Here is a 24,947-nt window from a genome sequence, read left to right on the forward strand (position 1 = left end):
CCCGTACCCCCCGAAACATCGCACCCCCTCCAGAAGGAACCCTCATGAGCACCACCACCGCACCGGCCGCCACCGCCCCGCTCACCACGCAGGACGCCGAGACGCTGATCGCCGCCGCCCGTCGCGCCGCGGAGGCCGCCGGGGTCACGGTCAGCGTCACCGTCCTCGACGCGGGCGGCCACCTGCTCGCCTTCCGTCGCGACGACCGGGCCGTGCTGATCTCCGGCGAGACCAGCACCCGCAAGGCGTACACCGCGCTGCAGCTGAACGCGCCCACCGCCGACCTTGTCGACCTGGTGAAGCCCGACGGGCCGTTCCACTCGCTGCCCACCGCGCTCGACAAGCCGCTGCTCTTCATCGCGGGCGGCATCCCCGTCCACCGCGACGGCCTCCTGATCGGTGCGATCGGCGTCGGCGGCGGCGCCCCCGAGCAGGACCACGGCTTCGCCACCGCGGCGCTCGCCGAGCTGGCCGAGTCCGTCCGATGAGCCGTACACCGCAGGAGGTCTTCGCCGACCACGGCGAGCGGCTCGGCACCGGCGACCTCGACCTCATCAGCCAGAACTACACCGAGGACGCCGTCTTCCTCACCCCCGAGGGCACACTCACGGGACACGCGGGAGTACGGCGGGGCATCGGCCGGCTGCTCGCCGAACTCCCTGACGCGGACTGGCAGTTGACCCCGCGATTCGCCGGAGACGTGCTGTTCCTGCAGTGGAGCGCCGCCACCGACACCCACGAGGTCACCGACGGCGTCGACACGTTCGTCTTCCGCGACGGACTCATCAGCGCCCAGACCGTCCGCTACACCCTGACCAACCGCACGACCCGCACGACCCGCACGACCCGTACGGCTCGCACCACCGGTACGACCCGCACCACCGACTGAAAGGCCACCGCACCATGGCAAGCAACAGCAGCATCCCCACCGTCACCCTCAACAACGGCGTCGAGATCCCGCAGCTCGGCTTCGGCGTCTTCCAGGTGCCGGACGAGGAGACCACCGCCGCCGTCTCCTCCGCCCTGGAGGCCGGCTACCGCTCCATCGACACCGCCGCGATCTACGGCAACGAGGCGGGCGTCGGCAAGGCCCTCGCCACCTCCGGGGTCGCCCGCGAGGACCTGTTCGTCACCACCAAGCTGTGGAACGCCGACCAGGGCTACGACTCCACGCTCCGCGCCTTCGACGACAGCCTGGCGAAGCTGGGCCTGGACTACGTCGACATGTACCTGATCCACTGGCCCACCCCGGCCCGTGACCTGTACAAGGACACCTGGAAGGCCATCGAGAAGCTGGTCGCCGACGGCCGGGTCCGCACCGCGGGCGTCTCCAACTTCCAGCCCGACCACCTCAAGCGGCTGATCGACGGCGCCGAGCTCGTCCCGGCCGTCAACCAGGTCGAGCTGCACCCGGGCCTGCAGCAGAGCGAACTGCGCGCCGTGCACGCCGAGTTGGGCATCGCCACGGAGGCGTGGAGCCCGCTCGCCCAGGGCGCCGTCCTCAAGGACGAGGCGATCACCACGGTCGCCGACCGGCACGGCAAGTCCCCGGCCCAGGTGGTGCTGCGCTGGCACCTGCAGCTCGGCAACATCGTCATCCCCAAGTCGGTGACGCCCGAGCGCATCCAGCAGAACCTCGACGTCTTCGACTTCACCCTCACCGACGACGAGATGGCCGCGATCGCCGGCCTCGACCGCGACCTGCGCACCGGCCCGCACCCGGACCAGTTCAACTGATCCCCCTTGACCGACCAGCCCCGCACGGGCGCCGGTCGAGCCCCTGACGAGCGCGGGCGGACGGACACGTCCCGCCCGCGCTCGCCCCGTACCTGAACCCCCTCCGCCGTACCGACCCTCGAAAGCCGTGCCTCTCATGTCCGACTCCCCCACCGCACTCGACCGGCTCGTGCACCCCGCGGGCCTGCCGACCCTGGGTCTCGAACTGCCCCTCGACAACGACTGGGGCAGCGCCCGGATCCGTGCCCTGCGCGCCGACCCGTCCGGCGGCGGCCGCCCCTTCGGCGTCGCCGACCTGACCCGGCACGCCGAACTCGCCCGCCTCGCCGACCAGTCGGGCTTCGCGGGACTGTGGGTGCGGGACGTACCGCTGTACGACCCCGAGCAGTTCGGCGACGCCGGTTCCGTCTTCGAGACGTTCACGCACCTGGGCCACCTCGCCGCCGTCACCGAGCACGCCGTCCTCGGCACCGCGGCCGTCGTCCTTCCGCTGCGGCAGCCGCTGCTCGTCGCGAAGGCCGCCGCGACCGTCGACGTCCTCTCCGGCGGGCGCTTCGTCCTGGGCCTGGCCAGCGGCGACAGGCCCGTCGAGTACCCGCTGTTCGGCGCGGACTTCCCCGCGCGCGGCGCCACCTTCCGTACGGGGGTGGAGACGCTGCGGGCGGCCTGGGCCGCGCGGGACGGGAGCGAGGGCATGAGCCTGCCCGGGCTCGGCCTCGACGCCGACCGCCGCCTGGACGTCCTGCCCAAGCCGGTCGGCCGCACCGTGCCGATCGCGATCGCCGGGCACGCCCAGCAGTCCGCCGAGTGGATCGCCCACAACGCCGACGCATCCCTCAACTACCCGCGCCCGCTGGGGGCGTTGAAGCTCCGGACGCGGGAGTGGCAGGACCTGACGGCCGCGTCGCCGAAGCCGAAGCCGTATCTCACGCCGATGCAGCTGGACCTCACCGAGGATCCGGCCACCCCGGCGACCGCCATCCGCCTCGGCCTGCGCACCGGCGCCGAGGCGCTGGTCGAGCACCTCCGCACGATGGGCGAACTCGGCGTCGCCCACGTCTCCTTCAACCTCCGCCCCGGCGACCGCCCGGTCGACGAGGTCCTCCACGAACTCGCCGAGACGGTGCTCCCGCACTTCCCGTCCCGGACGACGGAGGCCCGGGCGGCGGCCTGACCGCGGGAACGGACGTACGGGCGGCCGCGGCGTGGCTCAACAGGCCCTTGGGCGGGGCTTGTCGAGCCACCTTGCGCGGGCTGGCGGCTGCTGCCCCTCGGCCTTCACTGCCCGGACCTGCTACTGCTGCCCGGCGAAGCGGGCCGGTCGGAGGGGTGGGAGGTGGGTACGGCCGTGGAGGCGGGCCGGGCGGAAGTCCGTGAGGAGCTCGTCGGGCTCGCCGGTGAGGAGTTCCCGGGCGGCGAGCCTGCCGAGCAACGGGCCCAGGGTGATGCCGCTGTGGGTGGCCAGGGCGTACACCCGAGTGCTGTCGCCGAGGAAGCCCGCGACCGTGAGCCCGTCCGCCGGGAGCGCCCGTTGGCCCACGCGCAGCGATGCGAGGCGAGCCCCCGCGGTTCCGGCGAGGAGGGATTCCAGCCGACGGCAGAGCTCTGCGGCGAGGTGGCCGTCGGGGGCGGGCGGGGCGGCGTGCGCGTCCGGGGTCGAGGCCGTTCTATGCAGTCGGTTCGCCATACCCCGGCGGCGAGTTGAGGCCAAGCCGTCAGCGCAGCGGGTCGTAGGCGTCGAGGTTCAGGCCCGGGTCGGTGCCGTGGGCGAGGTGGGCGGCGAGGGTGCCGACGTACGGGCCCGCCATCAGGCCGTTGGCGCCGAGGCCGTTGGCGACGATCAGGCCGGGGAGGTGCGGGACCGGGCCGAGGAGGGGGCGGGCGTCGGGGCCGGTGGGGCGGAAGCCGACGCGGGTCTCGACGTGGGTGGCGTCGGCGAGTCCGGGGGCCACGGCGAGGGCTTCGTTCAGGACCTCGGCGAGTCCGGCGGCGGTCACACGGTGGTCGAAGCCGGTGCCGTCCTCGCGGGTGGCGCCGACGACGACGCGGGAGTCGTCGAAGGCGAGGAGGTAGTGGCGGGACTGCGGGAGGACGACAGGCCAGTCCGCGGTGGCCGCGCCGGGCAGGCGCAGGTGCACGATCTGGCCGCGCTGGGCGGTGACGCGTACGTGGACGCCGTGCGGGGCGAGGAGGTTCGGGGACCATGCGCCGGCGGCGGCGATCACGGCGTCCGCGCCGTGGAAGCGGTCGGCGACGCGCACCCCGCTCACGGCGCCGTTCGCGACCAACTCGGCTTCGCCTTCGACGAGTTGAGCGCCTCGGCGGGCGGCGGCGCGGAGCAGGGCGTCGCGGACGGCGCGGCCGTCGAGGCGGGCGGCGCCCGGGATGCGGATGGCGGGGCCGGTGTGGCCGAGGGGTGGGAAGAGGGCGCGGGCGCGGCGGGCGTCGATCAGCTCGACCTCGCCCGCCGCCGGGGACTTCGCGGCGCGCTCCGCGACGGTCAGCAGCCGCTGTTCGGCCTCGTCCGCGCCGACCAGGCACAGGGCGCCGACGCGGCGGTGGCCGAGGTCGGTCTCGCCGTCGGCGGCCAAGTGGGCGAGGAGTTCCGGGTAGTGCTCGGCGCCCGCGACGGCCATCCGGTACCAGTCCGGGTCATCCGAGCGGGACGACCAGGGGCAGACGATGCCCGCCCCGGCGGACGTGGCGCGGCCCGGGGCGCCCGAGTCGACCAGGACGACGTCCGCTCCGGCGCGGGCAAGGGCGTACCCGGCTGCCGCCCCGACGATGCCGCTGCCGACGACCACGACTCGCATGCGTACCTCCTGACGGTGTGGATCCTCCGGACGCGGCGACGCCCGGAGTCCAGCGGATCCTTCCCCGGAGCGGGAGACGGCAGCGGGGGGGCGGGCGAGCGGGAGTGGCGCACGGCGTACGGCGTACTGCGCGGCGCCGGCTGTCAGAAACCCGTCGGTCCCTCCGGGCTCTCCCACGTGCCGTCGACGCGGCGGACGATGCGCCACGGGTTGTCGTCCCGCAGCGGGGGCGGCAGTTGTTCCGCAGGGAAGGAGTCGTACGCGACGGGCCGCATGAACCGTGCGATCGACGCCGTGCCGACCGAGGTGGTGCCGGGTGCGGTGGTGGCGGGGTAGGGGCCGCCGTGCTGCTGGGCGTGGGTGACGGTGACGCCGGTCGGCCAGGCGTTCCAGACCAGCCGCCCGGCCCGCTCCCCCAGCGCGGCGAGGAGGTCGGCGACGTCCTCGTGCGGCTCGGCGTGCACGGTCGCGGTGAGCTGGCCGCCGAACAGGGCGGCCAGGTCCGGGAGTCGGTCGTCCGGGCGGTAGGTGACGACGACCGCGGCCGGGCCGAACATCTCGTGCTCCAGGAGGTCCGGGTGGTCGCGTACGGACTCGGCCGTGGTGGTGAGGACGGTGGGCCGGGGCGCTTCGGCCTCGTCCCCGGGGACGGCGACCTCGATGCCGGTCACGTTCCGGGCGGCGGCGAGTGCCTGCCCGTACCCCTCGCGGAGCCGGGGGTTGAGGAGCGGGGCGACGGGCTGGTCGCCGAGGGTGCGGGCGAGGTGGTCGAGGGCGGGGCGCATACCGTCCTCGGGGACGAAGAGGAGGCCGGGCTTGGTGCAGAACTGGCCCATGCCGAGGGTGAAGGAGGCGGCGAAGCCGTCGAGGATCTCCTCGCGGCGGGCCTTCCACGCGGCCTCGGTGACGAACACCGGGTTGACGCTGCCGAGTTCGCCGTAGAACGGGATGGGCTGCGGGCGTCGGCCGGCGCTGTCGAAGAGGGCGCGGCCGCCGGCCGTGGAGCCGGTGAAGCCGATGGCCCGGACGAGCGGGTGGTCGACGAGCGCCTCACCCGCGGGTCGGCCGGTGACCGTGCTGAACAGCCCGTCGGGTGCGCCCGCCGCTGCGAGCGCCGCCTTGACCAACTCGCCGATGCGCAGGCCGAGTCGGGGGTGTCCTTCGTGGATCTTGTGGACGACGGCGCAGCCCGCGGCGAGGGCCGATGCGGTGTCGCCGCCGACGACGCCGAAGGCGAAGGGGAAGTTGGAGGCGCCGAAGACGCCGACGACGCCCAGGGGGACGTTGTGCCGCCGGATGTCCGGGCGGGGGCCCATGCCCCAGTCGGGGTCGTGGTGGTCGACGGTCGCGGCCAGGTGTTCGCCGCGTTCGATCTCGGCGGCGAACAGCTCCAACTGGAAGGCGGTACGGCGGAGTTCACCGTTCAGGCGGGCCTCGCCGAGGTGGGTCTCCTGGCGGGCGAGCGCGACGAGTTCGGCCCGGTTCTCCTCCAGTGCGTCCGCGATCGTCCGGAGCCAGTCGGCGCGGCGGGCGGGGGCGAGGGCGCACGTGTCACGGTGGGCGCGGTGCGCCGCCACGATCTGTGCGTCGACCTGCTCGGTGGTGCTGTCCATCGTGCTGTCCATCGGAGGGGGCCTCCCTGTGGCATACGTTCGAAATTTCGGACGTCATTCGACATAACAGACCGCTGCCCGCACCGTACCGAATCCCCGTGCGACCCCTCAATCGACCGTTGTCCGGGGTGCCGAACGACTCCGTGGAGCTACCCCGTACGTCGCTCCGGAAGGCCCATCGGGTTGGGGAAGGGGATGGTGTCCGAGGCCAGCACCGCGTCGGCCAACTCACCGAGTTCTGCCAGGAGTTGGGCGGTCTCGGGCGCGGTCAGTTCGCGGTACGGGCGTACGGCGAGGGCGTCGGTGCGATGTTCGGCGTGGGTGCGCAGCGCGCGACCCTCGGCGGTGGGTGTGCCGGTTCCGTCGAGCAGCCCGCGCGCGGTCAGGCGGTCCGCCGCCGCCCGCCAGTCCCCTTCGGACCAGCCGCGGTTGTCGCGCAGGGTGGCGACGGGCACGCCTTCGGACGCGGCGAACAGCACGTGGGCCTCGCAGCCGTCGAGGCCTTCGGCGGTCAGCACGGCGACGTGGCCGTCCCCGCGCTGCTCGCGCAGTGAGGTGGCGGCCTGCCAGAGTGCGGCCACGGGGTCGTCGGGTGCGGGCAGGTCGCGATTGGCGGCGAACAGCGGGCGGCCGGCGGCGTCCGCGGCGGAGACGACGCGCCGCAGCAACGGCGCGACGGCGTCCGCCCCTCGGGCCGCCGACGGAGCCGTGCGACGCAGGGCCGCGGCGGCGGCTTCGGCGCGGGCCCGGAGTACGGCCTCGGGGCGGGCGAAGCCCCAGGCGTCGGGGAGGGCCCGACGCACCACCGCCGGATGGAAGTTGAAGAACGCCGCCTCCACCGGACCCGCCGTCACGGCCCCCAGAGGTGCGGCCCGCGACGCGAAGTAGCCCATCCAGAACCCGCGCAGACCCGCAGCGCGGTTGGCCTCGCGGGCCTCGGGTGCGAAGTAGGTGACCGCGTGCAGCGGCTCCAGGAGGTGCCAGACCGTACGGGCGAAGGCTGCTTCCACGGTGCCATCCTCACCCCCGACACCCTTGCGGACAAGGGTGGTTGAGGGTGTACGGCGTCACTCGGGCGACGGTTCCAGGCGGACGCAGCAGCGGTCCGCGCCGGGCGCCAGGCACGCCCGCACCCCGTCCTCGGCCAGCCCTTCCAGTACGCCCTCGACGAGGTGCAGGTTCATGCCGCAGACCGTCTCCGTGTGCTCGCGGGCGAGGGCGTGGAAGGGGCAGTTGCCGAGCACCACGGCGTCGCCGTCCTCGCGGGGCTCGAAGCCGTTGCGTTCGAGTACGGCGATCACGCCGCCGTCTTCCGCGCCCTGTGCGGCGAGCCGTGCGCCCAGGTCGTGGGCGTTGCGGTGCAGGACCGACCGGACCGGTTCGCCGGAGGCCTCCGACTCCTCCACGGCACGGGCGAGGAGGTGCCCGGCCAGTTCGTAGTGCCGCTCCGGGAGGTTGACGGTGACCTGCCCTGCGGAGCGCCGGTACAGCTTGGCGGGGCGGCCGGCGCCGGGGCCGGTGCGTCCGGTGCGCCGCTCGTAGACCACGTCGAGCAGGGCCGCGGCGGCGAGGCGGTCCAGATGGAAGGCGGCGGTCCGGCGGGCGAGGCCGAGCGCCTCGGCGGCCTCGTCACGGCTGACCGGCGCGGACTGGCGCACGACGTGCTCGTACAGGCGCCGACGGTTCGGTTCGTCCAGGGCGGCGACGGCGGAGACGCCGGAGACCACGGGGGTCGCGGAGTTCGCGAAGACCGCGGGAGCCTCGGAGTTCACGGCGGTCCGGGGGGTCTCGGGCACGGCCGGGGCGTCGTCGTCGGGGCGGGGTGCTTCGTTCGTGCGGTCCACGCACCCAGTGTAAAACCCATAACCATTGACTAAAGAAGAATTCCGCGCTTCTATCAACAGTGAGAGTTGTTGATAGAAGGAGGGCGTCATGTCGTCCCCGATCACCTCAACCACCGCGTCCGCCGGGTCCCGGCGGGCCGCGCTCACCGATCCCGGCTATCAGGCGTTCGTGATCCTGCGCGCCGGATTCACGGTGGCGCCGATCCTGTTCGGGTTGGACAAGTTCGCCAACCTGCTCGTGGACTGGCCCACCTATCTCGCCCCCTGGGTCGACGACATCCTTCCGGGCAGCGCCCAGGACGTGATGTACGCGGTCGGCGTGATCGAGATCCTCGCCGGACTCGTCGTCGCGGTCGCCCCGAGGTTCGGGGGCTGGCTCGTCGCCGCGTGGCTCGGCGGCATCATCGTCAACCTGCTGACCATCCCCGGCCACTACGACATCGCGCTGCGCGACTTCGGCCTGCTGCTCGGCGCCGTCGCCCTGGCCCGGCTGGCCCAGCACTACCGCAGTGCGCGATCACCGCGTTGACGCGGACGGAAGGACGCGACACCGACTCCCGCCCGCACGCCGTTGACCGACCTGCCGTGCGGGCGGGTCCCTGCCGGGCGGGCCCCTCCGGCCCCGGGAACGCAGGCGAAGGTGCGTCGGAACGCGGAGGCGCCCGGCCGGACCGTCAGCCGGCCGGGCGCGCCCACGCAACGTACGCCGGAGGGGGGCAACTCGCCCCCGCCTTCGGGGAGTTACTTCTTCTCGACCGCGTGCCCGCCGAACTGGTTGCGGAGCGCGGCGATCATCTTCATCTGCGGCGAGTCCTCCTGGCGGGAGGCGAAGCGCGCGAAGAGGGACGCGGTGATCGCCGGGAGCGGCACCGCGTTGTCGATGGCCGCCTCGACGGTCCAGCGGCCCTCGCCCGAGTCCTGGGCGAAGCCGCGCAGCTGCTCCAGGTGCTCGTCGTCGTCCAGGGCGTTGACGGCCAGGTCGAGGAGCCAGGAGCGGATGACCGTGCCCTCCTGCCAGGAGCGGAACACCTCGCGGACGTCGGTGACCGAGTCGACCGCTTCGAGGAGCTCCCAGCCCTCGGCGTAGGCCTGCATCATGGCGTACTCGATGCCGTTGTGGACCATCTTCGAGAAGTGGCCGGCGCCGACCTTGCCCGCGTGGACGTAGCCGTGGTCGCCTTCGGGCTTGAGGGCGTCGAAGACCGGCTTGACGCGGGCCACGTGCTCGTCGGCGCCGCCGACCATCAGGGCGTAGCCGTTCTCCAGGCCCCAGACGCCGCCGGAGACGCCGGCGTCGACGAAGCCGATGCCGCGCTCGGCGAGCTCCGCGGCGTGCTTCTCGTCGTCCGTCCAGCGGGAGTTGCCGCCGTCGACGACGATGTCGCCCTCGGAGAGCAGTCCCTTCAGTTCGTCGACGGTCGACTGGGTGGCGGCGCCGGCCGGGACCATGACCCAGACGACACGGGGGCCTTCGAGCTTGTCGACGAGTTCGGCGAGGGACGCCACGTCGGAGACCTCGGGGTTGCGGTCGTAGCCGATGACGTCGTGGCCCGCGCGGCGGATGCGCTCGCGCATGTTGCCGCCCATCTTGCCGAGGCCGATCAGTCCGAGCTGCATGTCAGTTCACTGCTTTCCGTGCTAGTTGCGGCCGCGCAGGGCGCGGTACGTGTCGACGAGGAAGCGGGTGGAGGCGTCGAGGCCGGGGACGTCCGCGCCTTCGGTGAGGGCGGGTTCGACCCGCTTGGCGAGGACCTTGCCGAGCTCCACGCCCCACTGGTCGAAGGAGTCGATGTGCCAGATCGCGCCCTGGACGAAGACCTTGTGCTCGTAGAGGGCGATGAGCTGGCCGAGGACCGACGGGGTCAGTTCCTTGGCCAGGATGGTGGTCGTCGGGTGGTTGCCCTGGAACGTCCTGTGGGCGACCAGGTCCTCGGCGACGCCCTCCGCGCGCACCTCGTCCGGCGTCTTGCCGAAGGCGAGGGCCTGGCCCTGGGCGAACAGGTTGGCCATCAACAGGTCGTGCTGGTCGGCGAGTTGGGCGGACAGCTCCTCGACCGGCTTCGCGAAACCGATGAGGTCCGCCGGGATCACCTTCGTGCCCTGGTGGATGAGCTGGTAGTAGGCGTGCTGGCCGTTGGTGCCCGGGGTGCCCCAGACGACCGGGCCCGTCTGCCACTGCACCGGCCGGCCCTCGCGGTCCACGGACTTGCCGTTGGACTCCATGTCGAGCTGCTGGAGGTACGCGGTGAACTTCGACAGGTAGTGGCTGTACGGCAGCACCGCGTGCGACTGGGCGCCGTGGAAGTTGCCGTACCAGATGCCCAGCAGGCCGAGCAGCAGAGGCGCGTTGGCCTCTGCGGGGGCCGTGCGGAAGTGGTCGTCGACCAGGCGGAAGCCGTCGAGGAGCTCGCGGAAGCGGTCCGGGCCGATGGCGATCATCAGGGACAGGCCGATGGCCGAGTCGAAGGAGTAACGGCCGCCGACCCAGTCCCAGAACTCGAACATGTTGGCCGTGTCGATGCCGAAGTCCGCGACCTTCTCGGCGTTGGTCGACAGGGCGACGAAGTGCTTCGCCACCGCCGCCTCGTCGCCGCCGAGCCCGTCGAGCAGCCAGGTGCGGGCGGCCTGGGCGTTGGTGATCGTCTCGATGGTGGTGAAGGTCTTCGAGGCGATGACGAACAGCGTCTCGGCCGGGTCGAGGTCGCGTACCGCCTCGTGCAGGTCGGCGCCGTCGACGTTGGAGACGAAGCGGACCGTCAACTCCCGTGCGGTGTACGGGCGGAGGGCCTCGTACGCCATGGCGGGGCCGAGGTCGGAGCCGCCGATGCCGACGTTGACGACGTTGCGGATCCGCTTGCCGGTGTGGCCGGTCCACTCCCCCGCACGGACCTTGTCGGCGAAGGCGGTCATCTTGTCGAGGACGGCGTGCACCTTCGGGACGACGTTCTCGCCGTCGACCTCGATGACCGCGTCGGCGGGGGCGCGCAGCGCGGTGTGCAGGACGGCGCGGTCCTCGGTCGTGTTGATCTTCTCGCCGCGGAACATGGCGTCGCGCAGGCCGAACACGTCGGTGGCCGCGGCGAGTTCCTGGAGCAGGGCGAGGGTCTCGTCCGTGACCAGGTGCTTCGAGTAGTCGATGTGCAGGTCGCCGACCTGGACGGTGTACCGCTCGGCGCGGGCCGGGTCGGCGGCGAACAGCTCGCGCAGATGCGTGCCGTTGACCTTGGCGCGGTGGTCCTCGAGGGCGGTCCACTCGGGGCGGCGCTTCAACAGGGGTGCGGTGTCAGGCATGTTGAACGGACTCCTTGGAGCCGGAGGGGCCCGCCTGCAGGGCGACGGCGTACATGTCGTCGGCGTCCAGGCGGCGCAGCTCCTCCGCGATCAGCTCGGCGGTCGAGCGGACCTTCAGGGCGAGGGTGCGCTCCGGCTGGCCGGGCAGGGTGAGGGTGGCGAGGGGGCCCTCGGGGCGGTCGATGCGGATGTCTCCGCGGGCCGTGCCGAGGCTGACGGCGGTGACGACCGGACCGGCGGTGGTGATCCGCTCGACCGGGACGCCGAGCCGGGCGCCGAGCCAGCGCGCGAGGAGTTCGGCGCTGGGGTTCTCGGCCTCGGACTCGACGGCGGCCGACGTGACCTGCACGGGGGCCTGGTCGAGGGCCGCGGCCAGCATGGAGCGCCACGGGGTGAGGCGCGTCCAGGCCAGGTCGGTGTCGCCGGGCGCGTACGAGGCGGCGCGCTGGTCGAGGGCCGCGAGCGGGTCCTCCACCGCGTACGCGTCGGTGATGCGGCGGGCGGCGAGTGCGCCGAGCGGGTCCTTGGCGGGCACGTCCGGGGCGTCGACCGGCCACCACACGACGACCGGGGCGTCCGGAAGCAGCAGCGGCAGCACGACCGAGTCGGCGTGCCGGCCGACCTCGCCGTAGAACCGCAGGATCACCGTCTCGCCGGTGCCGGCGTCGGTGCCGACGCGGACCTCGGCGTCGAGGCGGTTGCCCTGGCGGTCGCGGGGCGAGCGGGCGGTGCGCTTGATGACGACGAGGGTGCGCGAGGGGTGCTCGCGGGACGCCTCCTGGGCGGCCCGGGTCGCGTCGTACGCGTTCTCCTCGTCGGTGACGATCACCATCGTGAGGACCATGCCCACGGCGGGCGTCCCGATGGCCCGGCGCCCGTCCACGAGCGCCTTGTTGATCTTGCTTGCCGTGGTGTCGGTCAGATCGATCTTCATGGCCTGCGCCAGCTCCGTCCGTCTCGTGCGAGCATCTCGTCCGCCTCCTTCGGCCCCCAGCTGCCCGAGGCGTACTGGGCGGGCTTGCCGTGGGTGTCCCAGTGCTGCTCGACGGGGTCGAGGATGCGCCAGGACTCCTCCACCTCCTCCGTGCGGGGGAACAGGTTGGCGTCGCCCAACAGCACGTCCAGGATGAGCCGTTCGTACGCCTCGGGGCTGGACTCGGTGAAGGACTCGCCGTACGCGAAGTCCATGGAGACGTCGCGGATCTCCATCGACGTGCCGGGCACCTTGGAGCCGAAGCGGACCGTCATGCCCTCGTCGGGCTGGACGCGGATGACGATCGCGTTCTGGCCGAGCTCCTCGGTGGCGGTCTGGTCGAACGGCGAGTGCGGGGCGCGCTGGAACACCACCGCGATCTCCGTGACGCGCCGGCCGAGCCGCTTGCCGGTGCGCAGGTAGAACGGCACGCCCGCCCAGCGGCGGTTGTCGATCTCCAGCTTGACGGCGGCGTAGGTGTCGGTCTTCGACTGCGGGTCGATGCCGTCCTCCTGCAGGTAGCCCTTGACCTGCTCGCCGCCCTGCCAGCCCCCGGCGTACTGCGCGCGGACCGTGGACTTCTCCAGGTCCTCGGGCAGCCGTACGGACTTGAGGACCTTCAGCTTCTCGTTGACGAGCGACTCGGCGTCGAAGGAGGCGGGCTCCTCCATGGCCGTGAGCGCGAGGAGCTGCAGGAGGTGGTTCTGGATGACGTCACGGGCGGCGCCGATGCCGTCGTAGTACCCGGCGCGGCCGCCGATGCCGATGTCCTCGGCCATCGTGATCTGCACGTGGTCGACGTAACTGCGGTTCCAGACGGGCTCGTACGTCTGGTTGGCGAAGCGGAGCGCCAGGATGTTCTGGACGGTCTCCTTGCCGAGGTAGTGGTCGATGCGGAAGACCTGCTCGGGTGCGAAGACCTCGTGCACGATCGCGTTCAGCTCGCGGGCCGACTCGATGTCGTGGCCGAAGGGCTTCTCGATGACGGCACGCCGCCAGGATCCCTCGGGGCCGTCGGCGAGGCCGTGCTTCTTCAGCTGCTGGACGACCTTCGGGAAGAACTTCGGCGGCACCGACAGGTAGAAGGCGTAGTTGCCGCTGGTGCCGCGCTTCTCGTCCAACTCGTCGACGGCGGACCGAAGTTGCTCGAACGCGGTGTCGTCGTCGAAGTCGCCGGGGATGAAGCGCATGCCCTCGGCGAGCTGCTGCCAGACCTCCTCGCGGAAGGGGGTGCGGGCGTGCTCGCGGACCGAGTCGTGGACGACCTGCGCGAAGTCCTGGTCCTCCCACTCGCGGCGGGCGAAGCCGAGGAGGGAGAAGCCCGGCGGCAGCAGACCCCGGTTGGCGAGGTCGTACACGGCCGGCATGAGCTTCTTGCGGGACAGGTCGCCGGTGACGCCGAAGATGACGAGCCCGGAGGGGCCCGCGATGCGCGGCAGTCGCCGGTCGCGGGGGTCCCTCAGCGGGTTCTGCCGGGCGGTGCCGCTCACTTGACCTCAGCTCCCTGGAGGCGGGTGGTGACGGTGGCGAGGAGATCGTTCCACGCCACCTCGAACTTGGCGACGCCCTCGTCCTCCAGCTTGGTGACGACCTCGTCGTAGGAGATGCCGAGCGCGTCGACGGCCTTGAGGTCGGCGCGGGCCTGCTCGTAGCCGCCGGTGACGGTGTCGCCGGTGATCTCGCCGTGGTCGGCGGTGGCCTGCAGCGTGGCCTCGGGCATGGTGTTGACGGTGCCGGGGGCGACGAGCTCGTCGACGTACAGGGTGTCCTTGTACGCGGGGTCCTTCACGCCGGTCGAGGCCCAGAGCGGGCGCTGCTTGTGGGCGCCGGCCTGCGCGAGGGCGCTCCAGCGCTCGGTGGCGAAGACCTGCTCGTACGCCTCGTACGCGAGCCGGGCGTTGGCGAGGGCGGCCCTGCCCTTGAGCGCGGCGGCATCCGCGGTGCCGATGCCGTCGAGGCGCTTGTCGATCTCGGCGTCGACGCGGGAGATGAAGAAGGACGCCACGGAGTGGATCGTGGCCAGGTCGATGCCCCGCTCGCGGGCCTTCTCCAGACCGGCCAGGTAGGCGTCCATGACGGCCTTGTAGCGGTCGAGGGAGAAGATCAGCGTGACGTTGACGGAGATGCCGAGGCCGATGACCTCGGTGATCGCCGGGAGGCCCGCGAGGGTCGCCGGGATCTTGATCATCACGTTGGGCCGGTCGACGAGCCAGGCCAGCTGCTTGGCCTCGGCGATCGTGGCCTCGGTGGCGTTGGCCAGGCGCGGGTCGACCTCGATGGAGACGCGGCCGTCGCGGCCCTCGGTGGCGTCGTACACGGGGCGCAGGATGTCGGCGGCGGCGCGGACGTCGGCGGTGGTCATCATGCGGACGGCCTCGTCGACGGTGACGCCACGGACGGCCAGGTCGGCGAGCTGCTCCTCGTAGCCCTCGCCCTTGCCGATGGCGGCCTGGAAGATCGAGGGGTTGGTGGTGACGCCGACGACGTGGCTGTTCTCGACGAGCTCGGCGAGGTTGCCGGACTCGATGCGGGTGCGGGACAGGTCGTCGAGCCAGATGGAAACGCCCGCGTCGGAGAGGGTCTTGAGGGGTGCGGAGGCGTTGCTCATGCTCTTCATCTTCTTTCGGTGCGGCTCGTGCGGTACGGGGAGGCGGGTACGGGCCTCGGTGCGGCCGGGCCCGTACGGATCAGGGTGTACGGGTCAGGCGCGGGCGGCGGTCAGGGACGCGCGGGCGTTCGCGGCGACGTTCTCGGCGGTGAAGCCGAACTCGGCGAACAGGGTCCCGGCGTCGGCGGAGGCGCCGAAGTGCTCCAGGGAGACGATCCGGCCGGCGTCGCCCACGTACTTGTGCCAGGTCAGGCCGATGCCGGCCTCGACGGCGACGCGGGCCTTGACCGACGGGGGCAGGACGCTGTCCCGGTACGCCTGGTCCTGCTCCTCGAACCACTCGACGGACGGCATCGACACGACCCGCGTGGCGATCCCTTCGGCTTCGAGGGTTTCGCGGGCGGCGACGGCGAGCTGCACCTCGGAGCCGGTGGCGATCAGGACGACGTCCGGGGTCTCCTTCGAGGCCTCGGCGAGGACGTAACCGCCCTTGGCGGCCTCGGAGTTGGCCTCGTACACCGGCAGGCCCTGGCGGCTCAGGGCGAGGCCGTGCGGGGCGGGCTTGGCCGTGCCGCGGCGCAGGATCTCGCGCCAGGCGACGGCGGTCTCGTTGGCGTCGGCCGGGCGGACGATGTTCAGGCCGGGGATGGCGCGCAGCGAAGCGAGGTGCTCGACCGGCTGGTGGGTGGGTCCGTCCTCGCCGAGGCCGACGGAGTCGTGCGTCCACACGTACGTGACGGGGAGCTGCATGAGGGCCGACATGCGGACGGCGTTGCGCATGTAGTCGGAGAACACCAGGAACGTGCCGCCGTAGATGCGGGTGTTGCCGTGCAGGGCGATGCCGTTCATCTCGGCGGCCATCGAGAACTCACGGATGCCGAAGTGCACGGTGCGGCCGTACGGGTCGGCCTCCGAGAGCGGGTTGCCCTTCGGGAGGAACGAGCTGGTCTTGTCGATGGTCGTGTTGTTGGAGCCCGCCAGGTCCGCGGAGCCGCCCCACAGTTCGGGCAGGACCGGGCCGAGGGCCTGGAGGACCTTGCCGGACGCGGCGCGGGTGGCGACCTTCGTACCGGCCTCGAAGACCGGCAGGGCGTCCTCCCAGCCCTCGGGGAGGCGGCCGGAGACGATCCGGTCGAGGAGGGCTGCGCGCTCGGGGTTGTCGGTGCGCCAGGCGCCGAGCTGCTTGTCCCAGGCGGCGTGCGCCTCGGCGCCGCGGTCCAGGGCCTTGCGGCTGTGCGCGATGACCTGGTCCTCGACGGCGAAGGTCTGCTCGGGGTCGAAGCCGAGGACGCGCTTGGTCGCGGCGATCTCGTCGGCGCCGAGGGCGGAGCCGTGCGAGGCCTCGGTGTTCTGGGCGTTGGGGGCGGGCCAGGCGATGATCGTGCGCATCGCGATGATGGACGGGTGCTCCGTCTCGGCCTTGGCGGCGGCGAGCGCCGCGTGCAGGGCGCGAACGTCGACGTCGCCGTTCTCCTGGGGCTCGATGCGCTGCACGTGCCAGCCGTACGCCTCGTACCGCTTCAGGACGTCCTCGGAGAAGGCAGTCTCGGTGTCGCCCTCGATGGAGATGTGGTTGTCGTCGTAGACGAAGACGAGGTTGCCGAGCTTCTGGTGGCCGGCGAGGGAGCTGGCCTCGGCGGAGACGCCCTCCTCCAGGTCTCCGTCGGAGACGATCGCCCAGATGGTGTGGTCGAAGGGGCTCGTGCCCTCGGGGGCCTCGGGGTCGAAGAGGCCGCGCTCGTAGCGGGCGGCCATGGCCATGCCGACGGCGTTGGCGACGCCCTGGCCGAGCGGTCCTGTGGTGGTCTCGACGCCGGCGGTGTGCCCGTACTCGGGGTGGCCGGGGGTCTTGGAGCCCTGGGTGCGGAACGCCTTCAGGTCGTCCAGGTCCAGCTCGTAGCCGGCGAGGAAGAGCTGGGTGTAGAGGGTGAGGCTGGTGTGGCCGGGCGACAGGACGAAGCGGTCGCGGCCGGTCCACTCCGGGTCGGCGGGGTCGTGCCGCATGGCCTTCTGGAACAGGGTGTACGCGGCCGGGGCGAGGCTCATGGCCGTGCCGGGGTGGCCGTTGCCGACCTTCTGCACCGCGTCGGCCGCCAGCAGGCGGGCGGTGTCGACGGCACGCTGGTCGAGTTCGGTCCACTCGAAGGGGCGCTCGAAGGGGTCGAGGGCGTTCGGTGTCTGCGTGCTCATCTGTGGGACTTCCTTCGCATCCGTTGTCTGTCCTTGGTGCCGGAGGGCACGGTCCGCCGAGGACCAAAGCCCCTGGTGGAACCACTGGTGAGATTAAAGGTCATACTTTTGGAGAGCGAGGTGCCCCCGCGCCACGCTTGGGTGAAACTGGGACACCGGAAGCCCGCGGAGACGAGGAGTGGTCACCATGGAGCGCGACGCTGCGCATCCGAGCGCGGATGCGGGCGCACCTGCGACCCCGGGCGCTCACACGGGCGCCGCGGGCGGCCTCGGCACCGACCCGGGCGCGGCCGCGGCCACGCATCCGATCGTGCGGCCGGACTCCGGCGAGCCGATCCGCACGTACCCCTTCGACCGGAGCGCGAGCGTGTCCGGGGTGGGGATGCACATCGGGCCGATGGAGGCCGACTCCCCTGCCTGGCCCGACGGGTTCGGCCTGTCCCGGCGGCTGCACCGCATCGACTTCCACGTGCTGCTGTTCTTCCGCGAGGGCCCGGTCCACCACATGGTCGACTTCATGGACTACGAGGCCGGAGCCGGGGACGTGCTGTGGATCAGACCCGGCCAGGTGCACGGCTTCTCGACGACGGACCGGTACGTGGGCACGGCGCTGACGATGCAGCCCGGTTTCCTGCCGCGCGCGACGGTCGAGGCGACCGGCCTGTACCGCTACGACCGGCCGCCGCTGCTGCACCCGGACGCGGCCCAACTCGCGGCGCTGCGGGCCTCGTTGGAGCAGTTGGAGCGGGAGTACTGCGACACCGAGACGCTGCCGCAGAGCCTGCACACGAACGTCCTTCGGCACTCGCTCACGGCGTTCATGCTGCGCGTCGCGCACGTCTCGGCCCTCGCGGCGGCCGACGAGTGCGAGCCGCCGCCGGACACGACGTTCACGCGGTTCCGTACGGCGGTCGAGCAGGGCTTCACCACCAACCACAGCGTCAGCGCGTACGCGGAACAGTTGGGTTACTCGCGCCGCACCCTGGTCCGCGCGGTGCGCTCCGCGACGGGCCAGACGCCGAAGGCGTTCATCGACCGGCGGGTGATCCTGGAGGCGAAGCGGCTGCTCGCGCACACGGAGCTGCCGGTGGGCCGGATCGGGGTGGCCGTCGGGTTCACGGACTCGGCGAACTTCTCCAAGTTCTTCCAGCTGCACACCGGGTTGACGCCGATGGCGTTCCGGGCGGAGCAGGTGTAGCCGGGCACGGCATGGGCCGCCCCGGCGGGTGGTTCCGCATGCGATCGCCCTGAGCTGCAGCGGCCCACCGGCCTCAGCGGGCCAGGAGCACCAGCGCGAGTACGGCGAGGGCAGGGGCGGTCTGCACGAAGAGAATCTTCCGGGACGACGTGAGTCCCGCGGCCAGGAACCCGTTGTACAAGCCCTGGTTGGCGGCCATCGCTCTGGTCGAGACCGCGAACTCCTCCGTCGTACCGAAAGCGGCGCGGGCCCGGGAGACCCAGCGGTTCGCCCTACGCCCAGCCGATGAGCAGGGTCGCACCCACCGTCTCGACCCAGAAGGAGAACCAGGACGGGTAGAAGCCCGCGGGCCGTTCGGCCGCGCGGGCGGCCAGCCGTCCCGCCGCCATGCCCGCGATCCGAAGGGGCGTACGAGGGCGGCGGGGGCGGCGAGGCCGTAGCCGCCCATGCCGAGGAAGAAGAGCGCGGCGGCGGCGATGACGAGTGGGGACATGGCGGGGAGTGTTCCGGGCGGGGGTACGGGGGCTCAATTACGTGACGGGTAAGGCCCCGTGCGTTGCACCTCTGGGGGCCAACTTCCGTCTGTTCAGGGTTGGTTGGGGAAACGGCCATCTGGTGTTGAGCCGTGCATGTCACTAAGGTCCTGCCTTCCCCCACACCCGAATCGGGAGACCTCAGTGAAGCTGAGCCGAACCATGCGCAGGACCGGTCTCGCCACGAGCGGGGCGCTCGCCCTCGTCGTCACGTTCGCGGGCAGCGCCCTGGCCGAGCCGCCCGCGGCGCTGCCCGCGAACGCCGACGGCACGGAGCAGACGTACCAGCCCGCGTACGACTACGACACCGACGGCTGCTATCCGACGCCCGCGATCGGCCCGGACGGGACGGTCAACGGCGGGCTGCAGCCGGGCGGCGCGGTGAACGGGCAGTGCCATGACGCGAGCGACCTGGACAACACCAACGGGTACGCCCGCGCCAAGTGCAACAACGGCTGGTGCGCGATCCTCTACGGGCTGTACTTCGAGAAGGACCAGGCCGTCGCCGGCAGCGGGCTCGGCGGGCACCGGCACGACTGGGAGCACGTCGCGGTCTGGGTGAAGGACGGGCGGGCCGAGTACGTGTCGACGTCCGCGCACGGCAAGTTCGACGTGTACCCGCGGGACCAGATCCAGTGGGACGGCACCCACCCGAAGATCGTCTACCACAAGGACGGCATCGGCACGCACGCGTTCCGCCCGGCGGGCGGCAACGACGAGCCGCCGGAGAACCACCACGGCACCTGGCAGTTCCCGGCCCTCGTCGGCTGGAACGGCTACCCTCCGGGCCTGCGCGACAAGTTGAGCGCCCACGACTTCGGCAGCGCCAACTTCGGCCTGAAGGACGCGAGTTACGCGGACCACCTGGCGGCAGCCCTCCCGCCGGGGGTGCCGTTCGACCCGCACGCCTGAGAGGGGCGGTCACTCACCTCGCATCCGGATGTCCGAGGATGAACGGATGGACTCGGACGACCAGTTGCTCGGCCACTGGAGCAGCCTCCCGCTCTCGTACGGCGTCATGGAGGCCTCGGAGCTCGGGTTCCTGCCCGACGGGTGGGGCTGGAGCGCGTGGTTCGACGTCGGCGGCATGTCCGTCACCCGCTTCCGGTGGGGGTGTCCCGCGCCCGGAGTCCTGGAGCTGCGCGAGCAGTGGACGGTTCAGGGGACTCCGGGCCCGGGGGCCGGGCCCTCGACGTTCGCGTCCACGGAGCCGCCCCGGCAGGCCGACGGCGTCACCCGCCACCCCTACGCCTTCGGCCTCGCAGTCCCGTACCCCGGCGCCGAAGGCATACCCGCCGTGCTCTTCACGGACGAACCCGTGGAGTTCTGCCACGAGTTCGCGCGCGGGCCGATCGGCATCCGGCGCGAGGACGACCCCTCCCACCTCGTCCTTCCGTACGCGTAGGGCTACTCCTCCGCCCCCGTCAGCGGCTCGTTCGACGGGGCGATCAGGCGGGCCCGCAGGTCCGGGGCGGGCATGTCCGGGTCGAAGGGGAACGTCGGGCGGCGGATGCGGCGGTGGCCGAGGCGGGGCAGGTCCTGGTCGACGCCGCCGGGCGTGAGGGCCATCTTCCAGTCGGCGGCCATGGCGAACAGCTCCGGCTCCAGGTAGCCGATCTTCACGATCACCACGTCGGCTTGACGTGGCGTCAAGTCCAGGTCGGTGAAGTCGTGTTCATGGTGGTACGGCTTGCGCAGCCGCGTGAGGATCACGTACACGCTGCCCACCCGCAGGACGACCTCCGTCTCCGCGTCCCGGTCGCCGTGCCGGATCGCGTGGACGGTGCCGGTGAGGGTGAGCGGGCCCGCGTGCCGGTCGTCGACCTCCGCGCCCGCCGTGACGGTGACCGTCGCGCCGACGCCCGCCCGGACCGCCTCGGCGACCGCCGACGGTCCCGGGAGCGACGCGTAGATCACCGTCGGCCCGGACTCGTCCTTCAACTCCGGCCGGGCCAGGACCCGTTCGAGGCTCCACGTCACGTCACCGGCGCCGCCCGCCGTCGGGTTGTCGCCGGTGTCGCTGACGAAGTACGGGCGGGCGTCCGACGCGAGCGCCTCGTCGAGGCAGGCGTCCAGCGTGCCGGTGGGCGCGACGAACGCGAAGTCGTGCCGCGCCTCCCAGAATCCGCGGGCGAGCCGCTCCGCACCTGCCGTGACCGCGGCCTGATCGTGCCCGGTCACGACGACCGCGGCCCGGTTGCGCGGCTCGTCCGCCCACGCGTAGCCGACCCAGATCGCCGCGTCCGTCACGCCCTGCTCCGCCTCGACCTCGGCGACGGCCGCGTACACGCTCTTCGCGGGCTCGATCCGGGTCGAGGTCTGCTCCCCCGCCAGGAGCACCGGCACCGGGATCCACGCCTTCAGCGGGCGCGGTCGGCCGCTCGCGAGGTGGTCGACGAGGTTGCGGGCGGCGCGTTCCTTGGTCTCCATGGCGTCCTCGTGCGGGGCCATGCGGTAACAGGTGATCAGGTCGCTGCCGTGGACGAGGGCGCGGGAGACGTTGCCGTGCAGGTCCATCGACGTCGACACCACCGTGTCCGGGCCGACGACCTGCCGTACCCGGGCGAGGAGTTCGGCCTCCGCGTCGTCCATCCCTTCCACGGTCATGGCGCCGTGGATGTCGAACCAGAGGCCGTCGAGCGGGCCCGACTCCCGCAGCCGGTCCAGGAGTTCGGCGGACAGGGACGCGTACGCCGCCGCCGTGACCGTGCCGCCGGGCAACGCCTTGCCGACGAGGGCGCCGCGCCACTCGGCGGCCTCGCGCAGCGGCTCGCCGGGGGCGAGGAACGGGTAGCGGGTCAGGACGTCGGCGCCGCGCTGCGGGTGGAAGGCCGCGGCGGCGGTCCGGGCCGGGGAGAACGTGGACGACTCGATGCCGAGCCCGGCGATCGCGATGACGGGGCGGGACGTGCCGGAACGGGGTGCTGGCATGGCGGGCGGCTCCTCGCAGGGGACGAAGGGTCAGACGTGGACGCTTCCGGTGACGGACTGCAGGGCCTGCGCGAGCGCCCGCTGCAGGGCGAACTGGCCCGCGCCGACCAGCCCGGCGTCGGCGCCGAGTGAGGTGCGCTCGATCACCAGGTGTTCGGTGACGAGGGGATGGCAGTCCTCGTACAGGCGGCTGCGGACGGCCGCGACGAAGGGTTCGAGGGTGGAGAGGATGCCGCCGAGGTAGACGGCGTCGGGGTTGAAGAAGTTGACGTTGGCGGCGAGGACCTGGCCGAGGTAGCGGCCGGCCTGCCGGACGGCGCGGGTCGCCTCGGGGTCGGCGTCGGAGGAGAGGCGTACGACGTCCTCGGTGGTGGTGACGTCGAGGCCGCGCTCGCGGAGGATGCGGACGAGCGCGGCGCCGGACGCGACGGTCTCCAGGCAGCCGGTGTTGCCGCAGGAGCAGGGGATGTCCTGGGCGGCCTCGACGCGCACGTGGGTGATCTCGCCGGCCGCGCCGGTGCCGCCGCGGTAGAGGCGGCCGTCGGTGACGATGCCCGCGCCGATGCCGGTGCCGGTCTTCACCATGATCGACTGGCGCCGTTCCGGCGGCTTGACGGTGTGCTCCCCGACGGCCATGCAGTTGGCGTCGTTGTCGATCGCGACGGGCGCCCCGAACCGTTCCTCCAGCCAGCCGCGGACGGGGAACCGGTTCCAGCCGGGCATGCGGGCGGGCAGTGTGACGACGCCCGCGTCCACGTCGACCGGCCCCGGCAGGCACAGGCCGACGCCGCGGAGGCGTTCGCGTCCGTGCTGGTCGGCGAGGGCTTCGAGGGTTTCGGCCAGGGCGAGCAGGGCGGCGTCGGGGCCGTCGGCGGTGGCGAACGGCACGGTCGACACGTCGGACAGGGCGCCGCCCGGCCGGACGACGCCGACGCGGGCGTGCCGGCCGCCGATGTCCGCGGCGAGGGCGAAGCCGTCGCTGCCGCCGAGCCGCAGCAGCTTGCGCGGGCGGCCACCGGCGGAGGACACGGTGCCTTCCTCGGCGAGCAGGCCGTGCGTCATGAGCCGCCCGACGGTGAACGAGATCGTCGAGGGCGCGGCGCCGAGCAGCCCGGCGAGTTCGGTGCGGGTGGTCGCCCGGCCGGAGGCGAGGAGTTCCAGGACGGGTTCGGCAAGCGAGGAGAAGGCCGCGGCGTTCCTTCGGTGCGGTGCACTTTTTTCAGGCATGTACGAAGTAACTTCCGACGTCGCCGGTGGGAGCACCGAGCGTAAGCCCAGGTCCGCGGCCGGAGGCTTTTTCCAGAACAGCAGAAACAATTTGTTTACCAACTGACCGCTGTTTCCGTGCCGGTTGGGGTCGTTGACTGTCCCTCGCTTCGCTCCCGTCCCGACTTTTTTCAAGGAGAGCCATGAGAGGCCTGTCCCCCGCCCGCACGAGGCTGGCCGCCGGTGCCGCGCTGTCCGTGGGTGTGCTGCTGCTCGCGGGCTGCTCCGGGTCGAGCGGCGCGTCGTCCGGTGCGCGCGACTCGATCGACTACGCGCTGCCCGCGAACTTCACGCCGAACTGGATCCTGCCGATCGGCACGGCGGCGCATCTCAACACCAACAACTCGTCAATATCGGACACCCTTTGGGAGCCGCTGATCGCGTACGACGGGTCGACCGGGAAGATCGACTGGAACAAGAAGGGGTCCGTCGCGACCGCCGCCGAATTCGCCGACGACGGGAAGAGCGTGCGGATCACGCTCGGCGACCGGCACTGGAGCGACGGAAAGCCGATCACCACCCGGGACGTCGAGTTCTGGTTCAACCTCATCAAGGCGAACAAGGCGAAGTGGGCGGGCTACAACCCCGGCCAGGCGCCCGACAACTGGACGTCGTTCAAGGCCGAGGACGACCGGCATTTCACGCTGACCTTCGACCGGGCGTACAACGCGGACTGGATGCTGGCGAACCAGCTGAGCTACATCCGGCCGCTCCCCCGGCACGTGTGGGACAAGACCGGCGATTCCGCGGCCGTGTCCGACGCGGACCGTTCCACGGCGGGCGCCAAGAAGGTGTGGGCGTATCTCAACGACGCGGCCGAGCGCATCGCCGACTACGAGACGAATCCGCTGTGGAAGACCATCAGCGGGCCCTATGGGGTGAAGTCGTTCTCGACGGCCGGGAAAGTGGTGCTCACCGCCAACAAGAAGTACGACGGCCGGGAGAAGCCGCAGATCCGTACCGTGAATCTGCTGCCGTTCACGACCGCCGACGCGGAGAAGAACGCGCTGCGGTCCGGGACCCTCGACTACGGCTACATCGAGGCGACGGACCTCGACCAGAAGGAGCAGTTCGCCGCGCAGGGCTACACGGTCAAGCCGTGGTCGGGCTGGGCGATCACGTACATGCCGTACAACTTCAACAACCCCGAAATGGGCGCGGTGTTCCGGCAGTTGTACGCGCGGCAGGCGGTGCAGCACTCCATCGATCAGGAGCAGCTCGCGAAGGTCGTGTTCAACGGCACGGCGATTCCCGGGTACGGGCCCGTGCCGCAGGGGCAGCGCTCGGACTTCCTGTCGCCGGAGCAGGAGAAGAACCCGTATCCGTTCTCCACGTCGACCGCGCGGAGGATTCTGTCCGAGCACGGCTGGACGGAAAAGGGCGGCGTGATGACCTGCACGAAGCCGGGCGACGGGAAGGACGAATGCGGCGCCGGGGTCGACAAGGGCACGAAGTTCGAGATGCGGGTCCTATCGCAGTCCGGGTCGACGGTGACGGACAACATGATGAGCGCGATCCAGTCCTCGCTGGCGAAGACGGGCATCAAGTTCTCCATCAGGACGGCGCCGGTGAACTCGGTGCTGTCGCAGACCCCGCAGTGCACGGCGAAGCAGGACATCTGCAAGTGGCAGCTGTCGTTCTTCGGCACGGCCGGCAGCTGGTACTTCCCGGCGTTCCCGACCGGTGACGCGCTGTTCCAGACCAAGGGCGGCTCGAACTTCGGGAATTACTCCGACAAGGACGTCGACAAGCTCATCTCCCGTTCCACGACGTCGAGTTCGAACGAGCCGATCCGGGAGTACAGCGCGGCGCTCGCGAAGGATCTCCCGGTGATCTGGCTGCCGGAGCCCGTGTACCAGGTGTCCGTCGTCAGGAACGGTCTCGGCGGTTTCTCCCAGGACTCGCTGGCGAACTTCCACCCGGCGCAGTGGAAGTGGACGGACTGAGCCC

At 71.8% G+C, this 24,947-nt stretch carries 22 protein-coding genes and 1 pseudogene; 9 read left to right on the forward strand and 14 right to left on the reverse strand.

The genetic code is table 11. The features are described 5' to 3' along the window. Window positions 1-44: 44 nt before the first annotated feature. The 4 genes from ACIDOF_RS36650 to ACIDOF_RS36665 all read left to right on the forward strand — a co-directional run bounded on the left by ACIDOF_RS36650 (window position 45) and on the right by ACIDOF_RS36665 (window position 2,911). A complete protein-coding gene (locus tag ACIDOF_RS36650) occupies window positions 45-488 on the forward strand; it encodes a GlcG/HbpS family heme-binding protein (RefSeq protein WP_409010593.1) in 444 nt (147 codons plus the stop codon). After that, a complete protein-coding gene (locus ACIDOF_RS36655) occupies window positions 485-889 on the forward strand; it encodes a nuclear transport factor 2 family protein (protein WP_409010594.1) in 405 nt (134 codons plus the stop codon). Before ACIDOF_RS36650 ends, ACIDOF_RS36655 begins: the two co-directional genes overlap by 4 nt. A 14-nt stretch (window positions 890-903) precedes the next feature. Next, entirely contained in the window at window positions 904-1,737 is an 834-nt protein-coding gene (locus ACIDOF_RS36660) for an aldo/keto reductase (RefSeq protein ID WP_409010595.1), read from the forward strand. Window positions 1,738-1,873: 136 nt separating this feature from the next. Then, window positions 1,874-2,911, forward strand: a complete 1,038-nt coding sequence (locus tag ACIDOF_RS36665; RefSeq protein ID WP_409010615.1) for a TIGR03571 family LLM class oxidoreductase — start codon at window positions 1,874-1,876, stop codon at window positions 2,909-2,911. Between the two features lie 120 nt (window positions 2,912-3,031). On the opposite strand, the gene ACIDOF_RS36670 is transcribed toward ACIDOF_RS36665, so the two are convergent. The 5 genes from ACIDOF_RS36670 to ACIDOF_RS36690 form a co-directional block, all read right to left on the reverse strand. Continuing rightward, a complete protein-coding gene (locus ACIDOF_RS36670) occupies window positions 3,032-3,424 on the reverse strand; it encodes a hypothetical protein (protein ID WP_409010596.1) in 393 nt (130 codons plus the stop codon). 28 nt (window positions 3,425-3,452) lie between these two features. Then, a complete protein-coding gene (locus ACIDOF_RS36675; RefSeq protein ID WP_409010597.1) occupies window positions 3,453-4,550 on the reverse strand; it encodes an NAD(P)/FAD-dependent oxidoreductase in 1,098 nt (365 codons plus the stop codon). Window positions 4,551-4,693: 143 nt separating this feature from the next. After that, the gene (locus ACIDOF_RS36680) at window positions 4,694-6,175 is read right to left on the reverse strand and encodes an aldehyde dehydrogenase (NADP(+)) (RefSeq protein WP_409010598.1); all 1,482 of its coding nucleotides are present in this window, start codon (window positions 6,173-6,175) and stop codon (window positions 4,694-4,696) included. A 137-nt stretch (window positions 6,176-6,312) separates the two neighbouring features. Further along, window positions 6,313-7,173 (reverse strand): SCO6745 family protein, encoded by an 861-nt coding sequence (locus ACIDOF_RS36685; protein ID WP_409010599.1) that lies wholly within the window; start codon window positions 7,171-7,173, stop codon window positions 6,313-6,315. A gap of 57 nt (window positions 7,174-7,230) precedes the next feature. Further along, window positions 7,231-7,890: a helix-turn-helix transcriptional regulator gene (locus tag ACIDOF_RS36690; RefSeq protein ID WP_409010616.1), complete on the reverse strand. Its 660-nt coding sequence runs from the start codon at window positions 7,888-7,890 to the stop codon at window positions 7,231-7,233. 205 nt (window positions 7,891-8,095) lie between these two features. On the opposite strand from ACIDOF_RS36690, the gene ACIDOF_RS36695 reads away from it, so the two are divergent. Next, window positions 8,096-8,536 carry a hypothetical protein gene (locus ACIDOF_RS36695; protein WP_409010600.1) on the forward strand — a complete coding sequence of 147 codons (441 nt, stop codon included), beginning with the start codon at window positions 8,096-8,098 and terminating at the stop codon, window positions 8,534-8,536. 212 nt (window positions 8,537-8,748) lie between these two features. Here the strand turns inward: ACIDOF_RS36695 and gnd are convergent, their stop codons facing one another. The 6 genes from gnd to tkt form a co-directional block, all read right to left on the reverse strand. Next, window positions 8,749-9,624 (reverse strand): phosphogluconate dehydrogenase (NAD(+)-dependent, decarboxylating), encoded by an 876-nt coding sequence (gene gnd, locus ACIDOF_RS36700; RefSeq protein WP_409010601.1) that lies wholly within the window; start codon window positions 9,622-9,624, stop codon window positions 8,749-8,751. Between the two features lie 21 nt (window positions 9,625-9,645). Further along, the gene (gene pgi, locus ACIDOF_RS36705) at window positions 9,646-11,298 is read right to left on the reverse strand and encodes a glucose-6-phosphate isomerase (protein ID WP_409010602.1); all 1,653 of its coding nucleotides are present in this window, start codon (window positions 11,296-11,298) and stop codon (window positions 9,646-9,648) included. Then, complete coding sequence (gene opcA / locus ACIDOF_RS36710) at window positions 11,291-12,232, reverse strand: glucose-6-phosphate dehydrogenase assembly protein OpcA (RefSeq protein WP_409010603.1); 942 nt, start codon at window positions 12,230-12,232, stop codon at window positions 11,291-11,293. Before opcA ends, pgi begins: the two co-directional genes overlap by 8 nt. Next, window positions 12,229-13,761 (reverse strand): glucose-6-phosphate dehydrogenase, encoded by a 1,533-nt coding sequence (gene zwf, locus ACIDOF_RS36715; protein WP_409010604.1) that lies wholly within the window; start codon window positions 13,759-13,761, stop codon window positions 12,229-12,231. The genes opcA and zwf overlap by 4 nt, the downstream gene beginning before the upstream one ends. Continuing rightward, window positions 13,758-14,888, reverse strand: a complete 1,131-nt coding sequence (gene tal / locus ACIDOF_RS36720; RefSeq protein WP_409010605.1) for a transaldolase — start codon at window positions 14,886-14,888, stop codon at window positions 13,758-13,760. The genes zwf and tal overlap by 4 nt, the downstream gene beginning before the upstream one ends. Window positions 14,889-14,972: 84 nt before the next feature. Continuing rightward, the gene (tkt, locus tag ACIDOF_RS36725; protein WP_409010606.1) at window positions 14,973-17,069 is read right to left on the reverse strand and encodes a transketolase; all 2,097 of its coding nucleotides are present in this window, start codon (window positions 17,067-17,069) and stop codon (window positions 14,973-14,975) included. A gap of 187 nt (window positions 17,070-17,256) precedes the next feature. Between tkt and ACIDOF_RS36730 the strand changes: the two genes are divergently transcribed. Further along, window positions 17,257-18,267, forward strand: a complete 1,011-nt coding sequence (locus ACIDOF_RS36730) for an AraC family transcriptional regulator (RefSeq protein WP_409010607.1) — start codon at window positions 17,257-17,259, stop codon at window positions 18,265-18,267. A gap of 73 nt (window positions 18,268-18,340) precedes the next feature. Here ACIDOF_RS36730 and ACIDOF_RS36735 read toward each other — a convergent pair. Then, window positions 18,341-18,520: pseudogene (locus ACIDOF_RS36735) on the reverse strand (DUF1304 family protein); the annotation flags it as partial. A 442-nt stretch (window positions 18,521-18,962) separates the two neighbouring features. On the opposite strand from ACIDOF_RS36735, the gene ACIDOF_RS36740 reads away from it, so the two are divergent. Then, complete coding sequence (locus ACIDOF_RS36740; protein ID WP_409010617.1) at window positions 18,963-19,712, forward strand: NPP1 family protein; 750 nt, start codon at window positions 18,963-18,965, stop codon at window positions 19,710-19,712. Window positions 19,713-19,758: 46 nt separating this feature from the next. Further along, complete coding sequence (locus ACIDOF_RS36745) at window positions 19,759-20,205, forward strand: hypothetical protein (RefSeq protein WP_409010608.1); 447 nt, start codon at window positions 19,759-19,761, stop codon at window positions 20,203-20,205. A 2-nt stretch (window positions 20,206-20,207) separates the two neighbouring features. Here ACIDOF_RS36745 and ACIDOF_RS36750 read toward each other — a convergent pair whose 3' ends face one another. Both ACIDOF_RS36750 and ACIDOF_RS36755 read right to left on the reverse strand, forming a co-directional pair. Continuing rightward, window positions 20,208-21,731: a M81 family metallopeptidase gene (locus ACIDOF_RS36750; protein WP_409010609.1), complete on the reverse strand. Its 1,524-nt coding sequence runs from the start codon at window positions 21,729-21,731 to the stop codon at window positions 20,208-20,210. 30 nt (window positions 21,732-21,761) lie between these two features. Further along, the gene (locus tag ACIDOF_RS36755) at window positions 21,762-22,958 is read right to left on the reverse strand and encodes an ROK family protein (protein WP_409010610.1); all 1,197 of its coding nucleotides are present in this window, start codon (window positions 22,956-22,958) and stop codon (window positions 21,762-21,764) included. 182 nt (window positions 22,959-23,140) lie between these two features. Here ACIDOF_RS36755 and ACIDOF_RS36760 point away from each other — a divergent pair, with 182 nt between their 5' ends. After that, window positions 23,141-24,943: a peptide ABC transporter substrate-binding protein gene (locus ACIDOF_RS36760; RefSeq protein WP_409010611.1), complete on the forward strand. Its 1,803-nt coding sequence runs from the start codon at window positions 23,141-23,143 to the stop codon at window positions 24,941-24,943. The last annotated feature ends 4 nt before the right edge of the window (window positions 24,944-24,947 follow it).

Origin of the sequence: Streptomyces sp. Da 82-17, from assembly GCF_046098215.1 — a bacterium.
Classification (GTDB): Bacteria; Actinomycetota; Actinomycetes; order Streptomycetales; family Streptomycetaceae; genus Streptomyces.